We start from the raw sequence: 18,840 nt of genomic DNA on the forward strand, positions 1-18,840 counted from the left end.
CGCCCCCCCCCCCGCCCCCCCACCCCCCTCCAAACCGCGGGGGGGGGGGGGGGCGGGGGGCCCCCCCCCCCCCCGCCCCCCGCCCCCCCCCCCCCCCCCCCCGCGGCCCCCCCCCCCCCCCCCCCGGCCCACCGGCCCCGGCGCTTCCGCGCCGGGGCCGTTTTCGTTTGTACTCTCTCGAGCCCCGAAGAATTCGAGTAAGGTTTCCCGGGACGGTGAGCCACGCCTCATCAGAACTGCGTCGTTCGAAACCGCACGCAACGCATGAGCGTTCTCGTCCGTTGACAAGCGGATTTTCATGCGAGCGCGAACAGGACAGGCGATGAGCGGGCCCGAAGCGACATCCGAAGCCACGCCCGACGCGGCACCCTTGCCGGAATCGGTGCGTGACCATCTCGGCCACGAGTTGCGGAGCGTCTATACGGTCGAGGCGCCGGAGCCGCGCTATCTCGGCGACGAACCGGAAGTCCCGGAAAAATTCGAGCCGCAGATCAAGCGCCTGGAGACCCGCCTCAAGACCCACGAGGAAGGCACCGAGGCGGTCGAACAGGCGCTCGACCGCATCCTCGACGCCTTCGGCGTGGCGCCCGGCGAGGACACCCGCCGGGATTAGAGCATCGGTTTGAAAGGTGGGAACCGGCTTCCGGAAAAAAGCCGATGCGGCACACGTATCCAGAGCATCGTCAGACCGACGAGCGCCGCTCGGCCAGCAGATCGCGGATCTCGCCCAGGATCTTCACGTCCGCCGGCACCTCGGCGACGGGCTCGGGCTTGGCCTCCTCCCGTGCTTTCAGCGCGTTCATCGCGCGGATCACCATAAACAGCACGAACGCCACGATGGTGAAGTTGACCGCCAACGTCAGGAACTGGCCGTAGCCGATCACCGCGCCGACCTTCTTGGCGTCGGCATATGCCATGCCGGCCTGCACCTTCGACGAGAGCGGGATGTAATAGTTCGAGAAATCGAGCCCGCCGGTCACCGCGCCGATGATCGGCATGATGACGTCCTGCACCAGCGAGTTGACGATCGCCCCGAACGCCGTGCCGATGATGACGCCGACGGCGAGGTCGACGACGTTGCCGCGCAGGGCGAATTTTTTGAATTCCTCGAGCATGATCCCCTCCGGTCCGCATCCGTTCCGAGGGATCGACGCTGACCCGCCGCACGCCTGCACGCCAAGCCGGTGCGCCGGGCTGTCCACCGTGTAATCTGGTGTCCGACCCGCAAACGGCTTCGGGAGGCGAGCATGTCGGATTGGAACGCGGCGCAGTATCTCCGCTTTTCCGAGGAGCGGACCCGCCCGGCGGCGGACCTGCTCGCCCGAGTGCCGCTCGGCGAGGCCGCCCACGTGATCGATCTCGGCTGCGGGCCGGGCAACAGCACGGCGCTGCTGGCCGAGCGCTTCCCGAAGGCGGACCTCGTCGGTGTCGACAGCGCCCCCGACATGCTGGCCCAAGCGCGCCGGACGCTGCCGGGCGTTCGCTTCGTCGCGGCGGATTTGCGCGACGCCCATCCCGAGAGCCCGCCGGACCTGATCTTCGCCAACGCCGTGCTGCAATGGCTGCCCGACCATGCGAGCCTGCTGCCACGCCTCGTCCGCCAGCTTCGGCCCGGCGGCTGCCTCGCGGTGCAGATGCCGGACAATCTCGACGAGCCTTCGCACCGGCTGATGCGCGCCGTCGCCGCGAACGGGCCCTGGGCGGACGCGATCGGCGATCCGGCCGCCGCCCGCACGCCGATCCTGGCGGCGGAAGCCTATTACGACCTGTTGCGGGGGGCCGATTGCAGCACCGTCGATCTGTGGCGGACGACCTACTGGCATCCGCTCGCCGATGCCGCCGCCATCGTCGCGTGGCTCCAGGGCACCGGCCTGCGCCCGTTCCTCGGCCCCCTTTCGGCCGAGCACCGCGCGGGCTTCCTCGCGGCCTACGAGCGCGAACTGGAGAGGGCCTATTCGAAGCAGGGCGACGGGCGCGTGCTGCTGGCTTTCCCGCGCCTGTTCCTCGTCGCCCGGCGGGCCGTCTGATACCAATCGGCGATGATCATGACTCATCGCCGATTGCCCGCGCGACTGCGCGGCGGCGGCCGTCCGCCGGACGCACGGAACAGGACCATCGGTCATGTTGCGTGCAAATTGGTATGAGGCGGCGGATCAGCCCTCGACCAGTTCCTGCGGTGGGCCGCAGGCGGCGGGCGCGGGGACGACCGGCAGGCAGCTTTCGGGTACGCCGCCGCAGCAATCCTGGCTGAGAAACCCGATCAGGCCGGAAAGCGTCTCCGGGTTGGCGGCGTATATGATGGACTGCGCCCGGCGCCGGGAATGCACCAGCCCGACCCGCTCCAGATGGCCGAGATGGAACGACAGGGTCGAGGGCGTGCAGCCCAGCGTCTCCGCGATCCGACCGGCCGGAAGCCCGGCCGGCAGTTCTCGCAGCAGCAGGCGGAGGATGCGCAGCCGGCTCTCCTGGGCCAGGGCGATAAGTATCCCAAGCGTTTCGGATTCGTTTAGCATCAGTTCATTTTTTGATTGGTATCGAACTTAGAATTCTTTCAAGAAGCTGAGCCATTGTCGAGGCCACCGCCAGGATGACTGATCGCTTACCGCACGCCAACTCCGACGATCTGCCCGAGGCGGATCGGAAAGACGCCAAGACGGCCGTCGCAGGCCACTTGGCGCTGGCGCTGCGCGACTACTTCGACGTCGCCGCGCAGGCCCCCTTCCCCGGTCGCCTCGGCGAGTTGCTGAACCGCGTCGAGGCCGCGCTCGCCGCCCATGGCGGGCGGATGGAGACGGTGTTCCGCGACGACCTCGTGAGGGCGTTGCCGATGCTGCGCACCTTCGCGATCTCGCTCACCGGCAACCCGAGCCGCGCCGACGACCTCGTGCAGGAGACGATGGTGAAGGCCTGGGCCAACCGCGAGCGGTTCACCCCCGGCACCAACTTCACCGCGTGGCTGTTCACCATTCTGCGCAACCAGTTCTACACCGAGGTGCGCAAGGGCCGCCGCGAGGTGGAGGATGCCGACGGCGTCCATGCCGGCACGCTCACCACCCAGGCCGATCAGGAGCACGCCGCGGGCCTGCGCATGGTGATGAACCTGATCGGCACGCTGCCCCTGCCGCAGCGTCAGGCGCTGCTCCTCGTCGGCGCCGAAGGCTTCACCTACGAAGAGGCCGCGGAGCGGCTGGGCTGTCAGGTCGGCACGGTGAAGAGCCGGGTCAGCCGGGCGCGAGCGTTCCTGTCGGAATCGTTCGAGGGGCTGCCGAACGGGCTGGCGGCGGCGCGGGCCTGAAACACTCCCCCGTCATTCCGGGACGCCGAAGGCGAACCCGGAATCGACCCGTGATGCGACGTTGTACGATACGTCGCGGCCGGTCATGGATTCCGGGTTCCGCTGCGCGGCTCCGGAATGACGGCATCGATAAAACCCCGACTACACGTCGAGATTGGCCACGCTCAGCGCGTTCTCCTGAATGAATTCGCGCCGAGGCTCGACCACGTCGCCCATCAGTTTGACGAACAGGTCGTCGGCGTCGGTCGTATCCTTGACCTTCACCTGCAGCAGCGAGCGCACCTCGCGGTCCAGCGTCGTCTCCCAGAGCTGCTGCGCGGTCATCTCGCCCAGGCCCTTGTAGCGCTGGAGCTGGAGACCCTTGCGGCCGAAGGCCATTACCGCCTCGAACAGGCCGACGGGGCCGTGCAACACCGTCTCGTCGCCCTTGCGGGCGAGCGTCACCGGCTCGGAATAGATTTCGCGAAGCGCCTCCGCCCGCTCGGCGAAGCGGCGGGCTTCCTGCGACGCGATCAGCGCGGCGTCGAGGGTGGCCACCTGCTTCACGCTGCGCAGCGTCCGGCTGAAGAGGTAGCCGCCTTCCGACGCCTCGCCGGTCCAGCCCTTCTCGATCTCGTCGGCGATGGCGTCGAGCCGCTTGGCGGTGCGGTCGGCCAACACCTCGGCCTCGCCCGGATTCTCCGCCGCCTCGCGGTCGAAGGCGCCGGCCAGCACCGCCTGTTCGATCACGGCGCGGTCGTAGCGGGTGTGCAGCCCGTGCAGGATGCCGCGGAAGGCGCGGGCCTCCTCGACCAGGGACTTGAGCTGGGCGCCGCCGAACTCGGTGCCGGAGGCGAGCCGCAGCACGGCCCCCTCGACGCCCTGATCCATCAGGTAGTCTTCGAGCGCCCGCTCGTCCTTGAGGTAGAGCACCTTGCGCGCGCGCTCCGCTTTGTAGAGCGGCGGCTGGGCGATGTAGAGGTGCCCGCGGTCGATCAGTTCCGGCATCTGGCGGAAGAAGAACGTCAGCAGCAGGGTGCGGATATGCGAGCCGTCCACGTCCGCATCGGTCATGATGATGATGCGGTGGTAGCGCAGCTTGTCCGGGTTGAAGCCCTCGCGATCCGTCGAGGATCGGCCGATGCCGGCGCCGAGCGCGGTGATCAGCGTGCCGATCTCGGCGGACGACAGCATCCGGTCGGCGCGCACGCGCTCGACGTTCAGGATCTTTCCCCGCAACGGGAGAACCGCCTGGAACGTCCGATCGCGGCCCTGCTTGGCCGAGCCGCCGGCGGAATCGCCTTCCACCAGCAGCAATTCGCATTTCGACGGGTCGCGCTCCTGGCAATCGGCGAGCTTTCCGGGAAGCGAGGCGATGTCCAGAGCGCCCTTCCGGGTGATGGTTTCGCGCGCCTTGCGGGCGGCCTCGCGGGCGGCCGCCGCCAGCACCACCTTGCCCATCACGGATTTCGCCTGGGCCGGGTTCTCCTCCAGCCAGGTCGAGAGTCCCTCGTTCAGGATGTTCTCGACCGCCGGGCGTACCTCGGAGGAGACGAGCTTGTCCTTGGTCTGCGACGAGAATTTCGGATCCGGCACCTGCACCGAGATCACCGCGGTCAGCCCCTCGCGGCAATCGTCGCCGGTGAGCGAGACCTTCTCGCGCTTGGCGATGCCGGACGACTCGGCGTAGCCGGTGATCTGGCGGGTGAGCGCGGCGCGGAACCCCGCCATGTGGGTGCCGCCGTCGCGCTGCGGGATGTTGTTGGTGAACGGCAGCACCGTCTCGTTGAACGAGTCGTTCCACCAGAACGCCACCTCGACGCGGATGCCGTCGCGCTCGCCGAGCACGGTGACCGGCTTGGCCATGCCGTCGACGGGTTTGCGCGAGCGGTCGAGGTAGCGCACGAATTCCTCGACGCCGCCCTCGTAGCAGAGCTCCTCGCGCTTGTGCTCGGCGTGGCGCGCGTCGGTCAGCACGATGCGCACGCCCGAGTTCAGGAAGGCGAGTTCCCGCAGGCGCTTCTCCAGCGTCGGATAGTCAAACTCGACCATCGTGAAGGTGTCTTGCGACGGCGTGAACGTCACCTCGGTGCCGCGCCGGTCGCCCGCGGGGCCGACCACCTCCAGCGGCGCCACCGCGTCGCCGTGGCGGAACTCCATCCGGTGCTCCTTGCCGGCGCGCCAGATGCGCAGCTTGAGGCTCACCGAGAGGGCGTTGACGACCGAGACGCCGACGCCGTGCAGGCCGCCCGAGACCTTGTAGGAGTTCTGGTCGAATTTTCCGCCCGCATGGAGCTGGGTCATGATGACCTCGGCGGCCGAGACCCCCTCCTCCTTGTGGATGTCGGTGGGGATGCCGCGCCCGTTGTCCGAGACCGTGACCGAACCGTCGGCATTGAGCGTGACGGTGACGAGGTCCGCGTGGCCCGCGAGCGCCTCGTCGATGGCGTTGTCCACCACCTCGTAGATCATGTGGTGGAGGCCGGAGCCGTCGTCGGTGTCGCCGATATACATGCCGGGCCGCTTGCGGACGGCGTCCAGGCCCTTGAGCACGCGGATCGATTCCGCGCCGTAGCTGTCGGCGTGTTCAGTCTGCGGATTGTCGGCCATGAATGTCCTCGGACAGGCGGCTCGGCATCGTCCCGGCCCTGGCTCCCGGAGCGGGGAGCGCCTGCTGTTCGTTCCGATCCCGGATGTATGTCGTCGGCGTTGATATTACATCATTTCCGGCTCGCGAAGGCACCCGCTTTCCCCGTTGTGACGCCTCGGCGTTAAGCTTGTGTGGATGTCGGCGATTCTCATTCGCCGCTGCTTCCCGGGCCCTTCCCGGAATATGCTCTGTAAGGTATGTTTCGATGGTCTGGCGGATCGCTTTCGACCCCGATTTCAGGGCCGAGTTCGCCGGGCTCGACGAGGCGGTTCAGGACGAACTTCTGGCGATGGTCGAATTGTTGAAGGCGTTCGGCCCGCAACTGAAACGGCCCCGCGCCGACACGCTCGGCGGCTCGCGCTATGCCAACATGAAGTAGTTACGCTTCGACGCGGCGGACGGTGTCTGGCGCGTCGCCTACGCCTTCGACCCGAAGCGCCGGGCGATGCTGCTCGTGGCGGGGGACAAGTCCGGCGTCGCGAGCCGGCGTTTCTACAAATCCCTGATCGAGCGAGCGGATGCGCGGTTCGACCGCCATTTGGCGCGCCTCGAAGAATCCGGAGAAGCGGAATGAAGGATCGGGACGATGCGGCGATACCGGCCGACGACGTGCTCGCCGCCCTCTCACCCGAGCGGCAGGCGCGCGTCCGGGCACGCGGCGCCGAACTCGTGGCCGAGGAGATGGCGCTACGCGACCTGCGGCGTGCCGAGCGGGTCACGCAATCCGAGATCGCCGAGCGGCTCGGCGGGCGGCAGGTCTACGTCTCGCGGCTGGAGCGGAGGGCGGACATGAAGCTCTCGACGCTGAGGGCCTATGTCGAAGCGCTCGGCGGCGACCTCCAACTGGTGGTGACGTTTCCCGAGGGGCGGAGCGTGCGCCTGAAGGAGATCGCCGATCCGGCGCCCGCCAAGCGCAAGACCTCCTCCCGGCCCTGACGCCTCACCCCTGCAGAAACGGGTTCGTCTGCCGCTCCTGGCCGAGCGTGCCGGTCGGGCCGTGGCCGGGGATGAAGGCGACGTCGTCGCCGAGCGGCAGCACCTTGTCCTTGATGCCGCGGATCAGCTGCTCGTGGTTGCCGCCGGGCAGATCGGTGCGGCCGACCGAGCCCTGGAACACCACGTCGCCGACCAGCGCAAAGCGCGCATCGCGGCTCACGAACACGACGCTGCCGGGCGAGTGGCCGGGCACGAACAGGATGTCGAAGGTGAGCCCGCCGACGGTGACGCTGTCGCCCTCGTTCAGCCAGCGGTCGGGGGTGATCGGGCGGGCCGGCTCCAGGCCGTAGCTCTCGGCGGCCACGGGCAGGGAGTCGAGCAGGAACTTGTCCGCCTCGTGCGGCCCCTCGACCGGCACGCCGAGCCGCTCCTTCAATTCCGCGGCGCCGCCCGCGTGGTCGATATGTCCATGGGTGAGAAGGATCTTCTCCACCTTCACGCCCTGCGCGCGGATCGCCGCCTCGATCCGGTCGAGGTCGCCGCCGGGATCGACCACGGCGCCGACCTTGGTGGCGTCGTCCCAGATCAGGGTGCAGTTCTGCTGGAACGGGGTGACCGGGACGATCGCGGCGCGGGGCGTGGCGGGCATGCGGGTTCTTTTTTTCGGAACGGGACCACCGTTCTAGACCGCTTGGCCGCCCGGCGCCAAACGCGTGCGTCACCCCTCAGGCAGGCTCAGCCCACGGGCGGGATCGCCCGCGGTCGGCCCTCGTCGTCGATGGCGACGAAGGTGAAGGTCGCCTCCGTCACCTTCTCTCGGACCTGCGTGCGGAAGCGGCGTGCCCAGGCCTCCAGATGGATCTTCATGGAGGTGCGCCCGACCTTGTCGACGCGGGTGTAGACGCACAGAACGTCGCCGACCCGCACCGGGCGGATGAAGGTCATGGCCTCGACCGCGACGGTGACGACGCGGCCCTGCGCCCGCTCGACCCCGGCGATGCCGCCGGCCTGATCCATCTGCGACAGCACCCAGCCGCCGAAGATGTCGCCGTTGGCGTTGGTGTCGGCCGGCATGGCCATGGTGCGCACCGTCAGGTCGCCGCTGGGCATCTCCTCGGCGGTCTCGCTCGCTTGCGTCATCAGTCCCCCTCCCCAGGCGCGTCGCGGCCCGCTGCCCCAGCCAAGCACGGGCCTCGCATCCGCGCCAGAGGACCTGTCAGGGCATGACGCCTGCGAGCTTGAGGCCGGCGGCGAGAAGGATCGCGGCGGCGCACATCACCACCTCAAGGGGGATGTCCTGCCAGGACAGGTCGCGGGCTTTCGCCTCCGCGCGCCGCGTCCGCGTCACGAGATCGATCATCGGGCCTTCCTCCGGAGCGGCCCGACTGTCGCGGGCCGTCTCGCTCGTGCACGATCCTACATCGAACCGGGCTCCGGCCGATAGGCCTGCCTCCTGAGGCGGCATGATGATGCACGAAAGAAGTCGGACTGCCCAAAAAAGAACCCGGAGCCGCGAGGCTCCGGGTTCCCGTCGGCGCGAGGCCGATACGGCTCAGTAGTAGAAGCGGCGCGGACGGTAGAACGGACGCGGGCCGTAGAAGGGCCGGCGGTAGTAGGGACGGCGGTAGAACGGCCGCGGCGCGAAGAACCGACGGCGGTAGTACGGACGCGGACCCCAACCGCGGCGGCGGTAGTAGTACTGGGCCTTCTCGACCGTGGCGGGCGCGGTCTCGGCGAGGAGGGCGGTCGAAGGGCCGACCGGGGCGGCGGATGCGCCCTGCGGGGCGGCGACGGCGAGGCCGAGCGCCATCAGAGCGGCAAGCAACAATGTCCTGATCAAGTCGACGTTCCCTCTGCGGCAGGCGCGAGCGGACCAAGCTTTTGCGGTGCCCGCGCGGCCAGGAACGCCGGAAGGGGCCGGACGGTTTCGTCGTCCGGGCCGTTTACGCCGAAAAAGTCAGGCGATCTCGTCTCGTCAGGCGATCTTGGTCGTCATGTCCACGGTCGAAGCATCGGTGCTGCGCTTCACCAGGGAGATGGCGTGCTCGCAATCCTCGCGGCGGGCATAGCCCTCGCCGGAATCGGCGATGACGTTGCCGTTCTGCACCCGCAGGCGCCAGCGCCACTCGCCGCCCGCATCCCGGTAGAGTTCGAACCGCATCGGGGTCTCCAAAAGCATCGGGCCGGAGCGATGCCCCGGCCCGAAGGAATTTAGGAAGTTTTAGGAGCGCGGCGAGCGGTCGAGCCAGCCGATCGCCCGTCCGCCCTCCCCGCCGGGGCGGGCCGGACGCTGACCTTGAGCCGGGCGCTGAGCCGGCCGGCCGTCGGGGCGGCGCTGCGCACCGGCTTCCGCCGGACGCTCGGCGCGCGGCTGCTGCGGACGGCCTTGTCCGTTGCCGCGGTTGGGCTGACCGCCGCGGCCGTCCTGGCGCGGCTCGGCGCGCTGGTCGCGGCCCGGCTGACCGCCGGGGCGACCGCCGCCGCGGGCTTCCTGACCGCGACCACCGCCGGGGCGACCGTGGCCCTGGCGCTGGCCGGGACGGCCCTGCGGCTGGCGCGGCGGGCGACGCTCTTCCGCCGCCGCGGTCTCGGCGGCCTCCTGGCGCGAAGGCGCCACGAAGCCCTCGGGGAAGGCGACGACGGGCACCTTCTGGCGGATGATCCGCTCGATGTCGCGCAGGTAGGCCCGCTCCTCGTCGTTGCAGAACGAGATCGCGAGGCCCTCGGCCCCGGCGCGCGCGGTGCGGCCGATGCGGTGGACGTAGCTCTCCGGCACGTTCGGCAAATCGTAGTTGACGACGTGGGTCACGCCCTCGACGTCGATGCCGCGGGCGGCGATGTCCGTCGCCACCAGCACCCGGCACGAACCGTCGCGGAAGGCGGCGAGCGCCCGTTCGCGCTGCGGCTGGCTCTTGTTGCCGTGGATGGCCGCACCCGCGATGCCGGACTTCTCGAGGCCGCGCACGACACGGTCGGCGCCGTGCTTGGTGCGGGTGAAGACGAGCACGCGCTTGATCTTGGGGTCGTGCAGCACGTGGCCGAGCAGCGCCTGCTTGGCGCCGGTATGGCAGAAGATGACCTGCTGCTCGACGCGCTCGGCCGTCGTCGCCACCGGGGTGACGGCGACCTGCACCGGGTTCGACAGGTACTGGTCGGCCAAGCCGGCGATGTTCTTCGGCATGGTGGCCGAGAAGAACAGGCTCTGGCGCTCGCGCGGGAGCATCTTCACGATGCGCTTGAGCGCATGGATGAAGCCGAGGTCGAGCATCTGGTCGGCCTCGTCGAGGACGAGGATCTCGACGCCCTCCAGCGTCAGCGCGCGGCGGTCGATCAGGTCGATCAGCCGGCCAGGCGTGGCGACGAGGATGTCGACGCCCGGCGCGAGCGCCCGCTCCTGACGGCCGATGGTCACGCCGCCGAACACGACGGTGTTGGTGTAGGGCAGGTGCCGGCCGTAATCCGAGAACGAGTCGGCGATCTGGCTCGCGAGCTCGCGGGTCGGCGAGAGCACCAGCACGCGGCAGCCGCGGCGCGGGGCGCGGCGGGTCGAGAGGGAGAGGCGATGCAGGATCGGCAGGGCGAAGGCGGCGGTCTTGCCGGTGCCGGTCTGGGCGATGCCGCACAGGTCGCGGCCTTCCATGGCCGGCGGGATCGCCTGCGCCTGGATCGGCGTCGGCGTCACGTAACCGGCCTCCCCGAGCGCCCGGAGCACGGGCGGGGCAAGGCCGAAATCGGTGAATTGGGTCAAGTCGGTACTTCTCAAGGCAGCGGAACCCGAAAGGGTCCGGCGCAGGCGCGCGGACGTAGGGGCGGGTCCGATGGTGCGGAGGGCTGCCCGCGTGATGGGGCGGCCCAGGGTGCATGCACGTTGAAGAGAGGGGCCGGGGCGCGCCTTGAAGCGGCGCGAACCGTCACGCAGCCCCCTCAAGCGGCACGAGCCGCTGACGCTGCAGGAGCGATATGCGTTGCTGCGTGTGCGAAGTCAATGAGGTGTTTGAAACTCGAATGGTCGCCCTTGCTGCGAATCGGCGCGGCGATCAGACCGTGATCCCGGGGACCTGAAAACGAGAACGAAGCGCTTACAAAATCCAAAACCCCCATCATCGCCAAATATAAAATGTTAATTTAAAAAGTCGCTTTGCTAATTTTGGTGTTTGTATAAAATGATTCGTAGATTCGAAAACAGTCAATCTCTGTCGCTTAGACTCCACGATTTTAGAGCGTCTCGGCAATGAGACAAAATTTTGACTGCATCTGGCAATAGTTCATCAAGAAAATCGATATCAAAAGTGAGTTTTTCGGTCGGCAAATAGGCACTTCCCTGGCACTTCCACTCTGCCGTCTTGCTGCGGCACTTCAATACCATGTCAAAATCATTCCGCAACGACGTCGGAGTTTCGTAGTATATAAACTGGTAACCTGGAATTTCCGATTTGTATTCTCTCAAGCCATAGATTTCATGGTCGGATAATTTTAAGTGTGACATATATCGCTCTATGTTTGCCATCTGCTGACGTGGCAAAACTAATTTTGGATTTTTTTGATTAATATCAACATACTCAATTCTGCTAACGTGTACGATCGAGCGAGCCGGCGAGGATTTTGGTGAATTTTTATTCGGCTTGTTGAAAAAATTCTCATCGCCCGTATGATCAGTTGAGCTTTTGTCCGGCCACCAGAATGAAAACCTGAAATTATCCCAATAATTGCGGCAATCGACGGCGGTCGGTCCCGGATGCGCCGTCACATACCCATAAGGAACTTTAAAGCGGGCGCCGGGAATCGTGATGTCGATAAATTTGTGACTCAATATGATATTGTTCAATCGCGTCATTTCCTGGGTATATCCATAATTTGGGGGAGCGCATCTCCTGTGAACCGAATCCCCTCCTCCAGAACCCGAATCCGATTGCCGGCCGACTGCGGTATTTTGGAATGCCGCAAAGAAACAGCTGACCGTTGCGAGCAATTTGCCGATCGATAAAATCGCGCGCATTGATCCGAATCCTTATATAAATCGAAATACCGCTATAAATGACATCTAAATCAACAAAAGTATAAACACATCCCCTTCACCCCTCGTCGAACCGGCTCATCCGAAATACTTCCGTGCCGGCCCCGTCGATCACCCGCACCGCCTCGGGCGGCGTGCGGGCGCGTTGCGGCACCCGCGCCCGCGCGAACAGGCGGCGGGCCCGCTCGGCGGCGGCATCGAGCGTATCGGTGCGGACCGTCATGCGCTGCTGCACGCCGCCCGGCGCGTCGGCCTCGTCGGGGCCGAGCACTTCGATGTGGTAGGTCTCTCGCACGCGCTTCGTCGGTCCTTGTGGCTTGTCGCGCCGAAACGGCGCCGTGACGCGGAAGGAAACGGCGCTCCGGCCTTGCCGAACGCGCGCCGATGCCGGATGTGGGGATCGTGCGTGCCTCTTAAAGCGCCCGCCCCGCCGCCGCATCCCCGGTCCTGCGGGCGTTGGCCGAGGGACGTCCACGCGTTCGCGGGCAAGCGAGGACATCATGGCGGCATCGCCCTTCGTCACGCCGGACTGGCTGCACCAGCGCCTGAGCGCGCCCGACATCGTGGTGCTCGACGCCTCGTGGTACCTGCCGGCGCAGGGGCGCGACGCCGAGGCCGAGTATCGCGCAGCCCATATTCCGGGCGCGATCCGCTTCGACCTCGACGCGATGAGCGACACCGATTCGCCCCTGCCGCACATGCTGGCGCGGCCGGAGGTGTTCGCTTCGAGGATGCGGGCGCTCGGCGTCGGCGACGGCGCCCAGGTCGTGGTCTACGACGGGATGGGCCTGTTCTCGGCGCCGCGGGTGCGCTGGATGCTGCGCACCTACGGCCTACGCGACGTGGTGCTGCTGGAAGGCGGCCTGCCGGCCTGGGTGGCGGCAGGCTATCCCACCGAGGAGGGCGATGGCCGTCCCCGCGACCGGCGCCACTTCACCGCGCGGCTCGACGGCGGCGCGGTCGCCGACGCGGACGACGTCGCCCGCGCGCTCAAGAACGGGTCGGCGCAGCTGGTCGATGCCCGCTCCGGCCCACGCTTTCGCGGCGAGGAGGCCGAACCGCGCCCCGGCGTGCGCCCCGGCCACATGCCCGGCGCGAAGAACCTCCACTACGCCGCGCTCCAGGCCAACGGCCGGCTTCGCGACGAGGCCTCCTTGCGCGCCGCGATGGCCGAGGCCGGGGTCGATCTCGACAAGCCGGTCATCACCACCTGCGGCTCGGGCGTGACCGCGGCGATCGTCTCGCTGGCGCTGGAGACGCTGGGCCGCCCGCCGCGCGCCCTCTACGACGGCTCGTGGTCGGAATGGGGCTCGGACGAGACGCGTCCGGTGGAGACCGGGCCGGCGCGCTGATTTTCGTGAGTCGGGCGCCTCTCCTCCTCCTTGCGAGGAGGCGTTGGAGGCGGGGGTGGTTCAGAAGGAACCGCTGCGCTGCCTCCTGCTCGCCCCCACCCCTATCTCTCCCCATAAGGGGGAGGGGAATCGCGTGCCTCCGGCGCGACATAGCCTTAACGACCGGTTAAGAGGCGGCGCTTAAGCTCGGCCGTGAGCCGAGGAAAGGGATCGGCAGCCCGCGGCTGCTTTGGGGAGGGGACGGCTTGGCCAGACGGCCCCATCGCTGGCAGCTCTATCGCTTGGTCGGCCAGGAGATCCGGCGCGGTGCCCGCAACCGGCTCGGCCGGCTCGCGAAGCGCCCGGAGATCCTCACCCGCGCCCGGGTGACCGGCCTCGTCATCGCCCCGCACGACCTGCGCACCAGCGACGCCTCGCTCGCCGACGACATCTATGCCGGGCTGTTCGTCTTCGCCGGCCGCTCGCTGGTGGTGAGCGGGCGCTCGCCCTTCGACTACGATCCCCCCTCCCCCGAATGGGCGGATGCGCTCTACGGCTTCGGCTGGCTGCGCCACCTGCGCGCCGCCGACACCGCGCTCGCCCGCGCCAACGCCCGCGCCTTCGTCTCGGATTTCATGAGCGGGCGGGGCGACGCCGCCCGCGCCGGCCCGGTGCCGGTGGCGACCCGGCGGATGATCGCGTTCCTGTGCCAGTCGCCGCTGGTGCTGGAGGGCGCCGACCACGCCTTCTACCAAGCTTTCCTCAAGACCGTCGGCCGCGGCGCGCGGGAGCTGGAATTCTCGCTGCGCCGCTCGGCCCCGCCGCAATCGCGCCTGCTCGCCGCGGTGGCGCTCACCTATGCCGGGCTCTGCTGCGAGGGCATCGAGGCGATCCTGCGCCGCGCGACCCGCATCCTCGTGCGCGAGCTCGACCGGCAGATCCTGCCCGATGGTGGCCATCGCTCCCGCGATCCGCGCTTCGCCATGGAGCTGCTGCTCGACCTTCTGCCGCTGCGCCAGAGCTTCCTCAGCCGCAGCGTCGATCCGCCGGAAGCGCTGCTGCGCGCCGTCGACCGGATGCTGCCGGCTTTGCGCCTGCTGCGCCACGGCGACGCCTCGCTCAGCCACTTCAACGGCATGGGCGTCACCGCCGCCGACCATCTCGCGACGCTGCTCGTCTACGACGGCGCCGGCACCGAGCCGCTGATGTACGCGCCGCATTCCGGCTACGCCCGGCTGGAGACCGGCCGCGTCGTCGTGGTCTGCGATGTCGGCGCGGCCCCGCCGCTGTCGCAGGCGCGCAACGCCGGTGCCGGCTGCCTCTCCTTCGAGCTGTCGAGCGGGGCGCAGCGCATCGTCGTCAATTGCGGCATGCCGGCGAGCGGGTCCGAGTTGCGCCGCATGGCCCGCAGCACCGCCGCCCACTCGACCGCGACGGTCGCCGACACCTCGTCCTGCCGCTTCCTCGGCGAGACGGCGGGTCCCTGGGGCGCACGTCTCGCCACCGCCTGGCTGCTCAACCGCCGCGGGCCGGTGGTGCTGAGCGGGCCCGGCCCCGTCACGGTCGAGCGCCGCACCGAGCCGGGCACTTCGGTACTGGCGGCCCGGCACGACGGGTATCTGGCCGATTTCGGGGTGATCCACGAACGGCGCTGGACCCTCTCCTCCGCGCCCGAATGCCTGGAGGGCGAGGACGCCTTCCTGCGCGAGGGCCGCCACGGGAGCCGCCCCCGCGCGGTCGCCGTCCGCTTCCACCTGCACACCGCCGTCGCCGCCCGATCCGAGCCGGAGGGCGGGATCACGCTGGCGCTCCCGACCGGCGAGACGTGGCGCTTCACGAGCGAAGGCGCGCGCCTCGCCATCGAGGAGAGCGTCTACTTCGCGGGCGTCGTCGGGGCGCGGCGCACGGCGCAGATCGTGCTCCACCTGACGGTGGCGGAGGAAGCGCGGGTGCGCTGGCGGATCGAGCGCATCTGATCACGACCCTCGCGACACTCATCCATCGCCCGCGGTCATTCGGGGTCGCTCTAAGCGAACCCGGAAACCACCCGTGATGCGACGCTGAGGCATGCGGTCGAGGCCAATCGCGGATTCCGGGCTCCGCTACAGGGCCCCGGAATGGTGCAAGTCGAAGGAAGCGATTCCCCATGCCGCCCGCAGCGGTTTACCCCCGCCGCGTTTGCTGCGAAGAGGACGCGCTTTGAGGGCCGGCCGAGCCGGGACGAGGGTATGCGCCGCATTCTGCGAAAGATCAGACGCCGCTTCGCCAAGCCGACGCCGCCTCCCCCGCCGCCGCCGTTCCGGCACGAGTACAAGCGCACCTGGGAGGCGCTGGCCGAGACCGAGGACACCGCCAAAATGGCGGTCAGCGGCTATCTCGACGAGGGGATGTACCGCAGCCACGGCCTCAAGACGAAGGGCCTGCTGGAGGACACCGTCGGGCTGAAGGCCGACGACGAGATCCTCGAGATCGGCGCGGGCGTCGGCCGCGTCGGCGCGGTGCTGGCGCCCGTCTGCAAGCGCTGGGTCGGGGCGGACGTGTCGTCCAGGATGGTGGAGCACATGCGCCGCCGGCTGGCCGCGTTCCCGAACGTCGAGGCGGTCGAGATCAGCGGCCATGACCTCGCACCGATCCCCGACGCCTCGCTCGATCTCGTCTACTGCACCGTCGTGTTCATGCATCTGGAGGAGTGGGAGCGCTACCGCTACGTCCGCGAGGCGTTCCGGGTGCTGCGCCCCGGCGGCCGGCTGCTGGTCGACAACGTCAACGCGCTGGACGACGCGGGCTGGGCCTTCTTCGAGCACCTGCTCTCGTTCCCGCCCGAGAGCCGCCCGCCCTTCGTGAGCAAGACCTCGACGCCGCAGGAACTGGTGAACTATCTCACCCGCGCCGGCTTCGAGGCGATCGGCCAGCGCGGCTTCGAGCTGTTCATCGTCGTACACGGCGTGAAACCGTAGGCACCGGCCGTGAACACGCTCCTGGTCTTCCTCGGCGCCGGCCTCGGCGGCGTCCTGCGCCACGGGGTCAACCTCGCGGCGCTCCGGCTCGGTTCGAGCTTCCCGTGGGGGACGCTCGGCATCAACGTGCTCGGCTCGGTGCTGATGGGCGCCGTCACCGGCTGGTTCGCCCTGCGCGGCGGGAGCCCCCAGGCGCGGCTCTTCTTCGCCACCGGCGTGCTCGGCGGCTTCACCACCTTCTCGACCTTCTCGCTCGAAGCCTTCACCCTGATCGAGCGCGGCGACTGGGCCGCGGCCCTGTTCTACGTTCTGGTCTCGGTCCTGGCCGGCATCGCCGGGCTGGCGCTCGCGCTGACGGCGATGCGGCACGGGCTCTGAGGGGGACGCGATGAGCGACCTGTTCGCGTCCTGGCGCTTCTGGGCGCTCCTCTCCGCGGCCTTCGCGGCGGCGACCGCGATCCTGGCCAAGGCCGGGGTCGAGGGCGTGCCGCCCGACGTGGCGACGTTCCTGCGCACCGTGGTGATCCTCGCGCTGACCGGCGGCATCGTCACTGTGGCCGGGCAGATCCCCGATCTCGCCCGCGTGCCGGGACGCGCCGCCGGGCTCCTCGTCCTGTCGGGTCTCGCCACCGGGGCCTCGTGGCTGTGCTACTTCCGGGCGCTGTCGCTGGGCGAGGCCTCCCGCGTCGCGCCGCTCGACAAGCTCAGCGTCGTGCTGGTCGCCGTGTTCGGCGTCGCCTTCCTCGGGGAAAGGCTCGCGCCGCTTCACTGGCTCGGCATCGGACTGATCGCGCTCGGCGCGGGGCTGCTGGCGTGGCGGGCCTGATGCGCGCGGGCCTCACCGGGCTCCTCCTCGCCGCCGCCGCGCCGGCCGCGGCCGACCCCTTCGTCGATGCCGCCGGGATCGTGCCCGGTCTCGCGGTCGAGATGCGCTATGCCGGCTCCGACAACTTCGTCGGCCGCCCGATCGCCGGCTACGAGGCGCCGCGCTGCCTGCTGACGCCGCAGGCGGCCCGCGCGCTCGCCCGCGTCCAGGCCGATCTCGCCCCGGAAGGGCTCGGCCTCAAGGTGTTCGACTGCTACCGGCCGGTCCGCGCCGTCGCCGACTTCGCCGCCTGGGCCCGCGATCCGGCCGACACCCGCATGAAGCCGGCCTATTTTCCCCGCACCGACAAGGCGGACCTGTTCCGCCTCGGCTACATCGCCGAGCGCTCGTCGCATTCCCGCGGCTCGACCGTCGACCTCACCCTGGTGCGCCGCGCCGACGGGACCGAACTCGACATGGGCACGCCGTTCGACCTGTTCGACGAGGCCTCGGCCACGGATTCGAACCTCGTGGGCCCGGCGGCGCGGGCCAACCGGCTGCGGCTGCGCGCGGTGATGATTCGTGCGGGCTTCGTGCCCTACCCCCAGGAATGGTGGCACTTCACCCTCAACGACGAACCGTTCCCGACCCGGGCGTTCGACCGGCCGGTGCGGTGAGCGCGCGGGGACCGGCACGCCAAGCCGCCGCGCCGCCCGGCGTTTTCGGGCCCGCTTGAATTCTTCCAAATCGAGACTGAAGCACAATCGCGCCAACGCAAGTTAAAGTATTTCCAATGTTCTGCTCAGGACTTGCGGTGAAACGAAAACTCGCGTCATCATCGGTTCATGGCGCACATCTTGACACTTCCGATCCCGTTCCGGCCCCGACCCGCGCGGCCCCTTGCGGATACGCTCTCGGCGAAAGCCGAGCCGGTGCTCGAAGCACTGCTCGACGGGCTGCGCAGCGCGTGGTGGGACGGCTCCTCCGTGGCGCTGAGCCGGGCCGGGCTCGAAGCCTTGGTCGGGCTGGAGCCCGGCGACGCCACCCCGCGCCGGAGGTTCTTCTCGTGAGCGGGCCTATCGACGCCGTACGCCCCGACGCGGAGGAGCGAGCAGCGCAGGCCGCCCTGGAACGGGCCCTAACGGTCGCGTTCTGGCAGGTGATCCAGCGCCGGCCGATGCCGGCCATGGCCGCCCTGGAGGCCGCCGCCCGCACCGTCGGCGCGCTCTACCGGCAGGTCGCGGCGGCGCACGGCCCCCACGGGACCTGCGCCTGCGGCTGGGAGCCCGACCCGGAGGCCGACCTGATCGTGCTCGAAGCCATGCTCGCCGCGGGCCTCACGCACCGGCCCGCCGCCGCCGACCTCGCCGCGATGGTGCCGGCCGGGCGGGCGTGAGGGGCGCGACCAGGGCAATCGCTCGAAGCCGCCTATGCGGTTTCGCGGAGCGAAAGTTTAAGCCCGCACAGGCGAGCGTCGGCGACTGAGGCCAGCCGAGAAACCGGGGCAATCGTCTCAAACGATTGCCCCGGAGGTACGACCGCGACAGCTTGACGGTTTGGATACCAACGCGCCCGATGCTGGGCGGGACGCGGGTACGATTCGCTCCCGCGAGCCGGGAGTGTCCGATGGAACAGCTCTACCGCGGCGTCGAGACTTCGCTTCTCGTCCTCAGCCTCGCCCTCGTCCTGGGGGCGGCCACCCTCCCGACCTTCCAGCGCCACGGCGCCCTGGAAGTGACACTGCCGATGATCAGCGTCGCCCCGGACGACGCGCCCTGAGAGCCTGTTTGAGGACGAAAGCTTAGGCTGGATTGTTGAGGGCGTTGGCGGCCATGAGGCAGGCGACGCAGGCAAGACGGCCGGTCGCGACATC

The 18,840-nt window shown here is 68.9% G+C and carries 25 protein-coding genes and 1 pseudogene; 15 read left to right on the forward strand and 11 right to left on the reverse strand.

Annotated elements, in window-relative coordinates:
• Positions 1-322: 322 nt before the first annotated feature.
• On the forward strand, positions 323-613 hold the full coding sequence (locus tag HNR00_RS24625) for a hypothetical protein (protein ID WP_183574057.1): 291 nt from the start codon (positions 323-325) through the stop codon (positions 611-613).
• A gap of 70 nt (positions 614-683) precedes the next feature.
• On the opposite strand, the gene mscL is transcribed toward HNR00_RS24625, so the two are convergent.
• A complete protein-coding gene (gene mscL / locus HNR00_RS24630; protein WP_183574059.1) occupies positions 684-1,115 on the reverse strand; it encodes a large conductance mechanosensitive channel protein MscL in 432 nt (143 codons plus the stop codon).
• A 132-nt stretch (positions 1,116-1,247) separates the two neighbouring features.
• Between mscL and tam the strand changes: the two genes are divergently transcribed.
• Positions 1,248-2,027 carry a trans-aconitate 2-methyltransferase gene (gene tam, locus HNR00_RS24635; protein WP_183574061.1) on the forward strand — a complete coding sequence of 260 codons (780 nt, stop codon included), beginning with the start codon at positions 1,248-1,250 and terminating at the stop codon, positions 2,025-2,027.
• Positions 2,028-2,153: 126 nt separating this feature from the next.
• On the opposite strand, the gene HNR00_RS24640 is transcribed toward tam, so the two are convergent.
• Entirely contained in the window at positions 2,154-2,513 is a 360-nt protein-coding gene (locus HNR00_RS24640; RefSeq protein ID WP_183574063.1) for an ArsR/SmtB family transcription factor, read from the reverse strand.
• A 74-nt stretch (positions 2,514-2,587) separates the two neighbouring features.
• Here HNR00_RS24640 and HNR00_RS24645 point away from each other — a divergent pair, with 74 nt between their 5' ends.
• Positions 2,588-3,295, forward strand: a complete 708-nt coding sequence (locus tag HNR00_RS24645; RefSeq protein WP_183574065.1) for a sigma-70 family RNA polymerase sigma factor — start codon at positions 2,588-2,590, stop codon at positions 3,293-3,295.
• 141 nt (positions 3,296-3,436) lie between these two features.
• On the opposite strand, the gene gyrB is transcribed toward HNR00_RS24645, so the two are convergent.
• On the reverse strand, positions 3,437-5,884 hold the full coding sequence (gyrB, locus tag HNR00_RS24650; RefSeq protein WP_183574067.1) for a DNA topoisomerase (ATP-hydrolyzing) subunit B: 2,448 nt from the start codon (positions 5,882-5,884) through the stop codon (positions 3,437-3,439).
• 245 nt (positions 5,885-6,129) lie between these two features.
• On the opposite strand from gyrB, the gene HNR00_RS25995 reads away from it, so the two are divergent.
• The 3 genes and pseudogenes from HNR00_RS25995 to HNR00_RS24660 all read left to right on the forward strand — a co-directional run bounded on the left by HNR00_RS25995 (position 6,130) and on the right by HNR00_RS24660 (position 6,860).
• Entirely contained in the window at positions 6,130-6,303 is a 174-nt protein-coding gene (locus tag HNR00_RS25995) for a hypothetical protein (RefSeq protein WP_246391102.1), read from the forward strand.
• 12 nt (positions 6,304-6,315) lie between these two features.
• A pseudogene (locus HNR00_RS26000) lies at positions 6,316-6,498 on the forward strand (type II toxin-antitoxin system RelE/ParE family toxin); the annotation flags it as partial.
• On the forward strand, positions 6,495-6,860 hold the full coding sequence (locus tag HNR00_RS24660) for a helix-turn-helix domain-containing protein (protein ID WP_183574069.1): 366 nt from the start codon (positions 6,495-6,497) through the stop codon (positions 6,858-6,860). The pseudogene HNR00_RS26000 and the gene HNR00_RS24660, both read left to right, overlap by 4 nt.
• 4 nt (positions 6,861-6,864) lie before the next feature.
• On the opposite strand, the gene HNR00_RS24665 is transcribed toward HNR00_RS24660, so the two are convergent.
• From HNR00_RS24665 to HNR00_RS24700, 8 genes are all read right to left on the reverse strand, one after another.
• A complete protein-coding gene (locus HNR00_RS24665; protein ID WP_183574071.1) occupies positions 6,865-7,509 on the reverse strand; it encodes an MBL fold metallo-hydrolase in 645 nt (214 codons plus the stop codon).
• Positions 7,510-7,595: 86 nt separating this feature from the next.
• A complete protein-coding gene (yciA, locus tag HNR00_RS24670) occupies positions 7,596-8,000 on the reverse strand; it encodes an acyl-CoA thioester hydrolase YciA (protein ID WP_183574073.1) in 405 nt (134 codons plus the stop codon).
• A 76-nt stretch (positions 8,001-8,076) separates the two neighbouring features.
• Complete coding sequence (locus HNR00_RS24675; protein WP_183574075.1) at positions 8,077-8,220, reverse strand: hypothetical protein; 144 nt, start codon at positions 8,218-8,220, stop codon at positions 8,077-8,079.
• Between the two features lie 192 nt (positions 8,221-8,412).
• Complete coding sequence (locus tag HNR00_RS24680) at positions 8,413-8,700, reverse strand: hypothetical protein (RefSeq protein ID WP_183574077.1); 288 nt, start codon at positions 8,698-8,700, stop codon at positions 8,413-8,415.
• Positions 8,701-8,835: 135 nt separating this feature from the next.
• Entirely contained in the window at positions 8,836-9,021 is a 186-nt protein-coding gene (locus tag HNR00_RS24685; protein ID WP_183574079.1) for a YegP family protein, read from the reverse strand.
• A 60-nt stretch (positions 9,022-9,081) separates the two neighbouring features.
• Positions 9,082-10,608 (reverse strand): DEAD/DEAH box helicase, encoded by a 1,527-nt coding sequence (locus HNR00_RS24690; RefSeq protein WP_183574081.1) that lies wholly within the window; start codon positions 10,606-10,608, stop codon positions 9,082-9,084.
• A gap of 438 nt (positions 10,609-11,046) precedes the next feature.
• Positions 11,047-11,856 (reverse strand): hypothetical protein, encoded by an 810-nt coding sequence (locus HNR00_RS24695; RefSeq protein WP_183574083.1) that lies wholly within the window; start codon positions 11,854-11,856, stop codon positions 11,047-11,049.
• A 76-nt stretch (positions 11,857-11,932) separates the two neighbouring features.
• Entirely contained in the window at positions 11,933-12,169 is a 237-nt protein-coding gene (locus tag HNR00_RS24700; RefSeq protein ID WP_183574085.1) for a hypothetical protein, read from the reverse strand.
• A gap of 205 nt (positions 12,170-12,374) precedes the next feature.
• On the opposite strand from HNR00_RS24700, the gene sseA reads away from it, so the two are divergent.
• From sseA to HNR00_RS24745, 9 genes are all read left to right on the forward strand, one after another.
• On the forward strand, positions 12,375-13,226 hold the full coding sequence (sseA, locus tag HNR00_RS24705; protein ID WP_183574087.1) for a 3-mercaptopyruvate sulfurtransferase: 852 nt from the start codon (positions 12,375-12,377) through the stop codon (positions 13,224-13,226).
• A gap of 245 nt (positions 13,227-13,471) precedes the next feature.
• Positions 13,472-15,181, forward strand: a complete 1,710-nt coding sequence (locus HNR00_RS24710; RefSeq protein WP_183574088.1) for a heparinase II/III family protein — start codon at positions 13,472-13,474, stop codon at positions 15,179-15,181.
• A 252-nt stretch (positions 15,182-15,433) separates the two neighbouring features.
• On the forward strand, positions 15,434-16,162 hold the full coding sequence (locus HNR00_RS24715; protein ID WP_183574090.1) for a class I SAM-dependent methyltransferase: 729 nt from the start codon (positions 15,434-15,436) through the stop codon (positions 16,160-16,162).
• 9 nt (positions 16,163-16,171) lie between these two features.
• Positions 16,172-16,540, forward strand: coding sequence for a fluoride efflux transporter CrcB (crcB, locus tag HNR00_RS24720; RefSeq protein WP_183574093.1), 369 nt, complete (start codon positions 16,172-16,174; stop codon positions 16,538-16,540).
• A gap of 10 nt (positions 16,541-16,550) precedes the next feature.
• Positions 16,551-16,988, forward strand: a complete 438-nt coding sequence (locus tag HNR00_RS24725; RefSeq protein ID WP_183574094.1) for an EamA family transporter — start codon at positions 16,551-16,553, stop codon at positions 16,986-16,988.
• Positions 16,988-17,644 carry a M15 family metallopeptidase gene (locus HNR00_RS24730; protein WP_183574101.1) on the forward strand — a complete coding sequence of 219 codons (657 nt, stop codon included), beginning with the start codon at positions 16,988-16,990 and terminating at the stop codon, positions 17,642-17,644. The genes HNR00_RS24725 and HNR00_RS24730 overlap by 1 nt, the downstream gene beginning before the upstream one ends.
• A gap of 180 nt (positions 17,645-17,824) precedes the next feature.
• On the forward strand, positions 17,825-18,037 hold the full coding sequence (locus HNR00_RS24735; protein ID WP_183574103.1) for a hypothetical protein: 213 nt from the start codon (positions 17,825-17,827) through the stop codon (positions 18,035-18,037).
• A complete protein-coding gene (locus HNR00_RS24740) occupies positions 18,034-18,363 on the forward strand; it encodes a hypothetical protein (RefSeq protein ID WP_183574097.1) in 330 nt (109 codons plus the stop codon). The genes HNR00_RS24735 and HNR00_RS24740 overlap by 4 nt, the downstream gene beginning before the upstream one ends.
• 230 nt (positions 18,364-18,593) lie before the next feature.
• On the forward strand, positions 18,594-18,746 hold the full coding sequence (locus HNR00_RS24745) for a hypothetical protein (protein ID WP_183574099.1): 153 nt from the start codon (positions 18,594-18,596) through the stop codon (positions 18,744-18,746).
• Positions 18,747-18,840: the final 94 nt, after the last annotated feature.

The organism is Methylorubrum rhodinum (genome assembly GCF_014199935.1).
GTDB classification, from domain to species: Bacteria; Pseudomonadota; Alphaproteobacteria; order Rhizobiales; family Beijerinckiaceae; genus Methylobacterium; species Methylobacterium rhodinum.

Bases quoted from the DNA above. Each gene is read 5' to 3' on its own strand.
- HNR00_RS24665 (WP_183574071.1), bottom strand. From the start codon at position 7,509: ATGCCCGCCACGCCCCGCGCCGCGATCGTCCCGGTCACCCCGTTCCAG.
- sseA (WP_183574087.1), top strand. From the start codon at position 12,375: ATGGCGGCATCGCCCTTCGTCACGCCGGACTGGCTGCACCAGCGCCTG.
- HNR00_RS24625 (WP_183574057.1), top strand. From the start codon at position 323: ATGAGCGGGCCCGAAGCGACATCCGAAGCCACGCCCGACGCGGCACCC.
- tam (WP_183574061.1), top strand. From the start codon at position 1,248: ATGTCGGATTGGAACGCGGCGCAGTATCTCCGCTTTTCCGAGGAGCGG.
- HNR00_RS24685 (WP_183574079.1), bottom strand. From the start codon at position 9,021: ATGCGGTTCGAACTCTACCGGGATGCGGGCGGCGAGTGGCGCTGGCGC.
- HNR00_RS24695 (WP_183574083.1), bottom strand. From the start codon at position 11,856: ATGCGCGCGATTTTATCGATCGGCAAATTGCTCGCAACGGTCAGCTGT.
- HNR00_RS24730 (WP_183574101.1), top strand. From the start codon at position 16,988: ATGCGCGCGGGCCTCACCGGGCTCCTCCTCGCCGCCGCCGCGCCGGCC.
- mscL (WP_183574059.1), bottom strand. From the start codon at position 1,115: ATGCTCGAGGAATTCAAAAAATTCGCCCTGCGCGGCAACGTCGTCGAC.
- HNR00_RS24725 (WP_183574094.1), top strand. From the start codon at position 16,551: ATGAGCGACCTGTTCGCGTCCTGGCGCTTCTGGGCGCTCCTCTCCGCG.
- HNR00_RS24715 (WP_183574090.1), top strand. From the start codon at position 15,434: ATGCGCCGCATTCTGCGAAAGATCAGACGCCGCTTCGCCAAGCCGACG.
- HNR00_RS25995 (WP_246391102.1), top strand. From the start codon at position 6,130: ATGGTCTGGCGGATCGCTTTCGACCCCGATTTCAGGGCCGAGTTCGCC.
- HNR00_RS24675 (WP_183574075.1), bottom strand. From the start codon at position 8,220: ATGATCGATCTCGTGACGCGGACGCGGCGCGCGGAGGCGAAAGCCCGC.
- HNR00_RS24645 (WP_183574065.1), top strand. From the start codon at position 2,588: ATGACTGATCGCTTACCGCACGCCAACTCCGACGATCTGCCCGAGGCG.
- HNR00_RS24640 (WP_183574063.1), bottom strand. From the start codon at position 2,513: ATGCTAAACGAATCCGAAACGCTTGGGATACTTATCGCCCTGGCCCAG.
- gyrB (WP_183574067.1), bottom strand. From the start codon at position 5,884: ATGGCCGACAATCCGCAGACTGAACACGCCGACAGCTACGGCGCGGAA.
- HNR00_RS24745 (WP_183574099.1), top strand. From the start codon at position 18,594: ATGGAACAGCTCTACCGCGGCGTCGAGACTTCGCTTCTCGTCCTCAGC.
- yciA (WP_183574073.1), bottom strand. From the start codon at position 8,000: ATGACGCAAGCGAGCGAGACCGCCGAGGAGATGCCCAGCGGCGACCTG.
- HNR00_RS24660 (WP_183574069.1), top strand. From the start codon at position 6,495: ATGAAGGATCGGGACGATGCGGCGATACCGGCCGACGACGTGCTCGCC.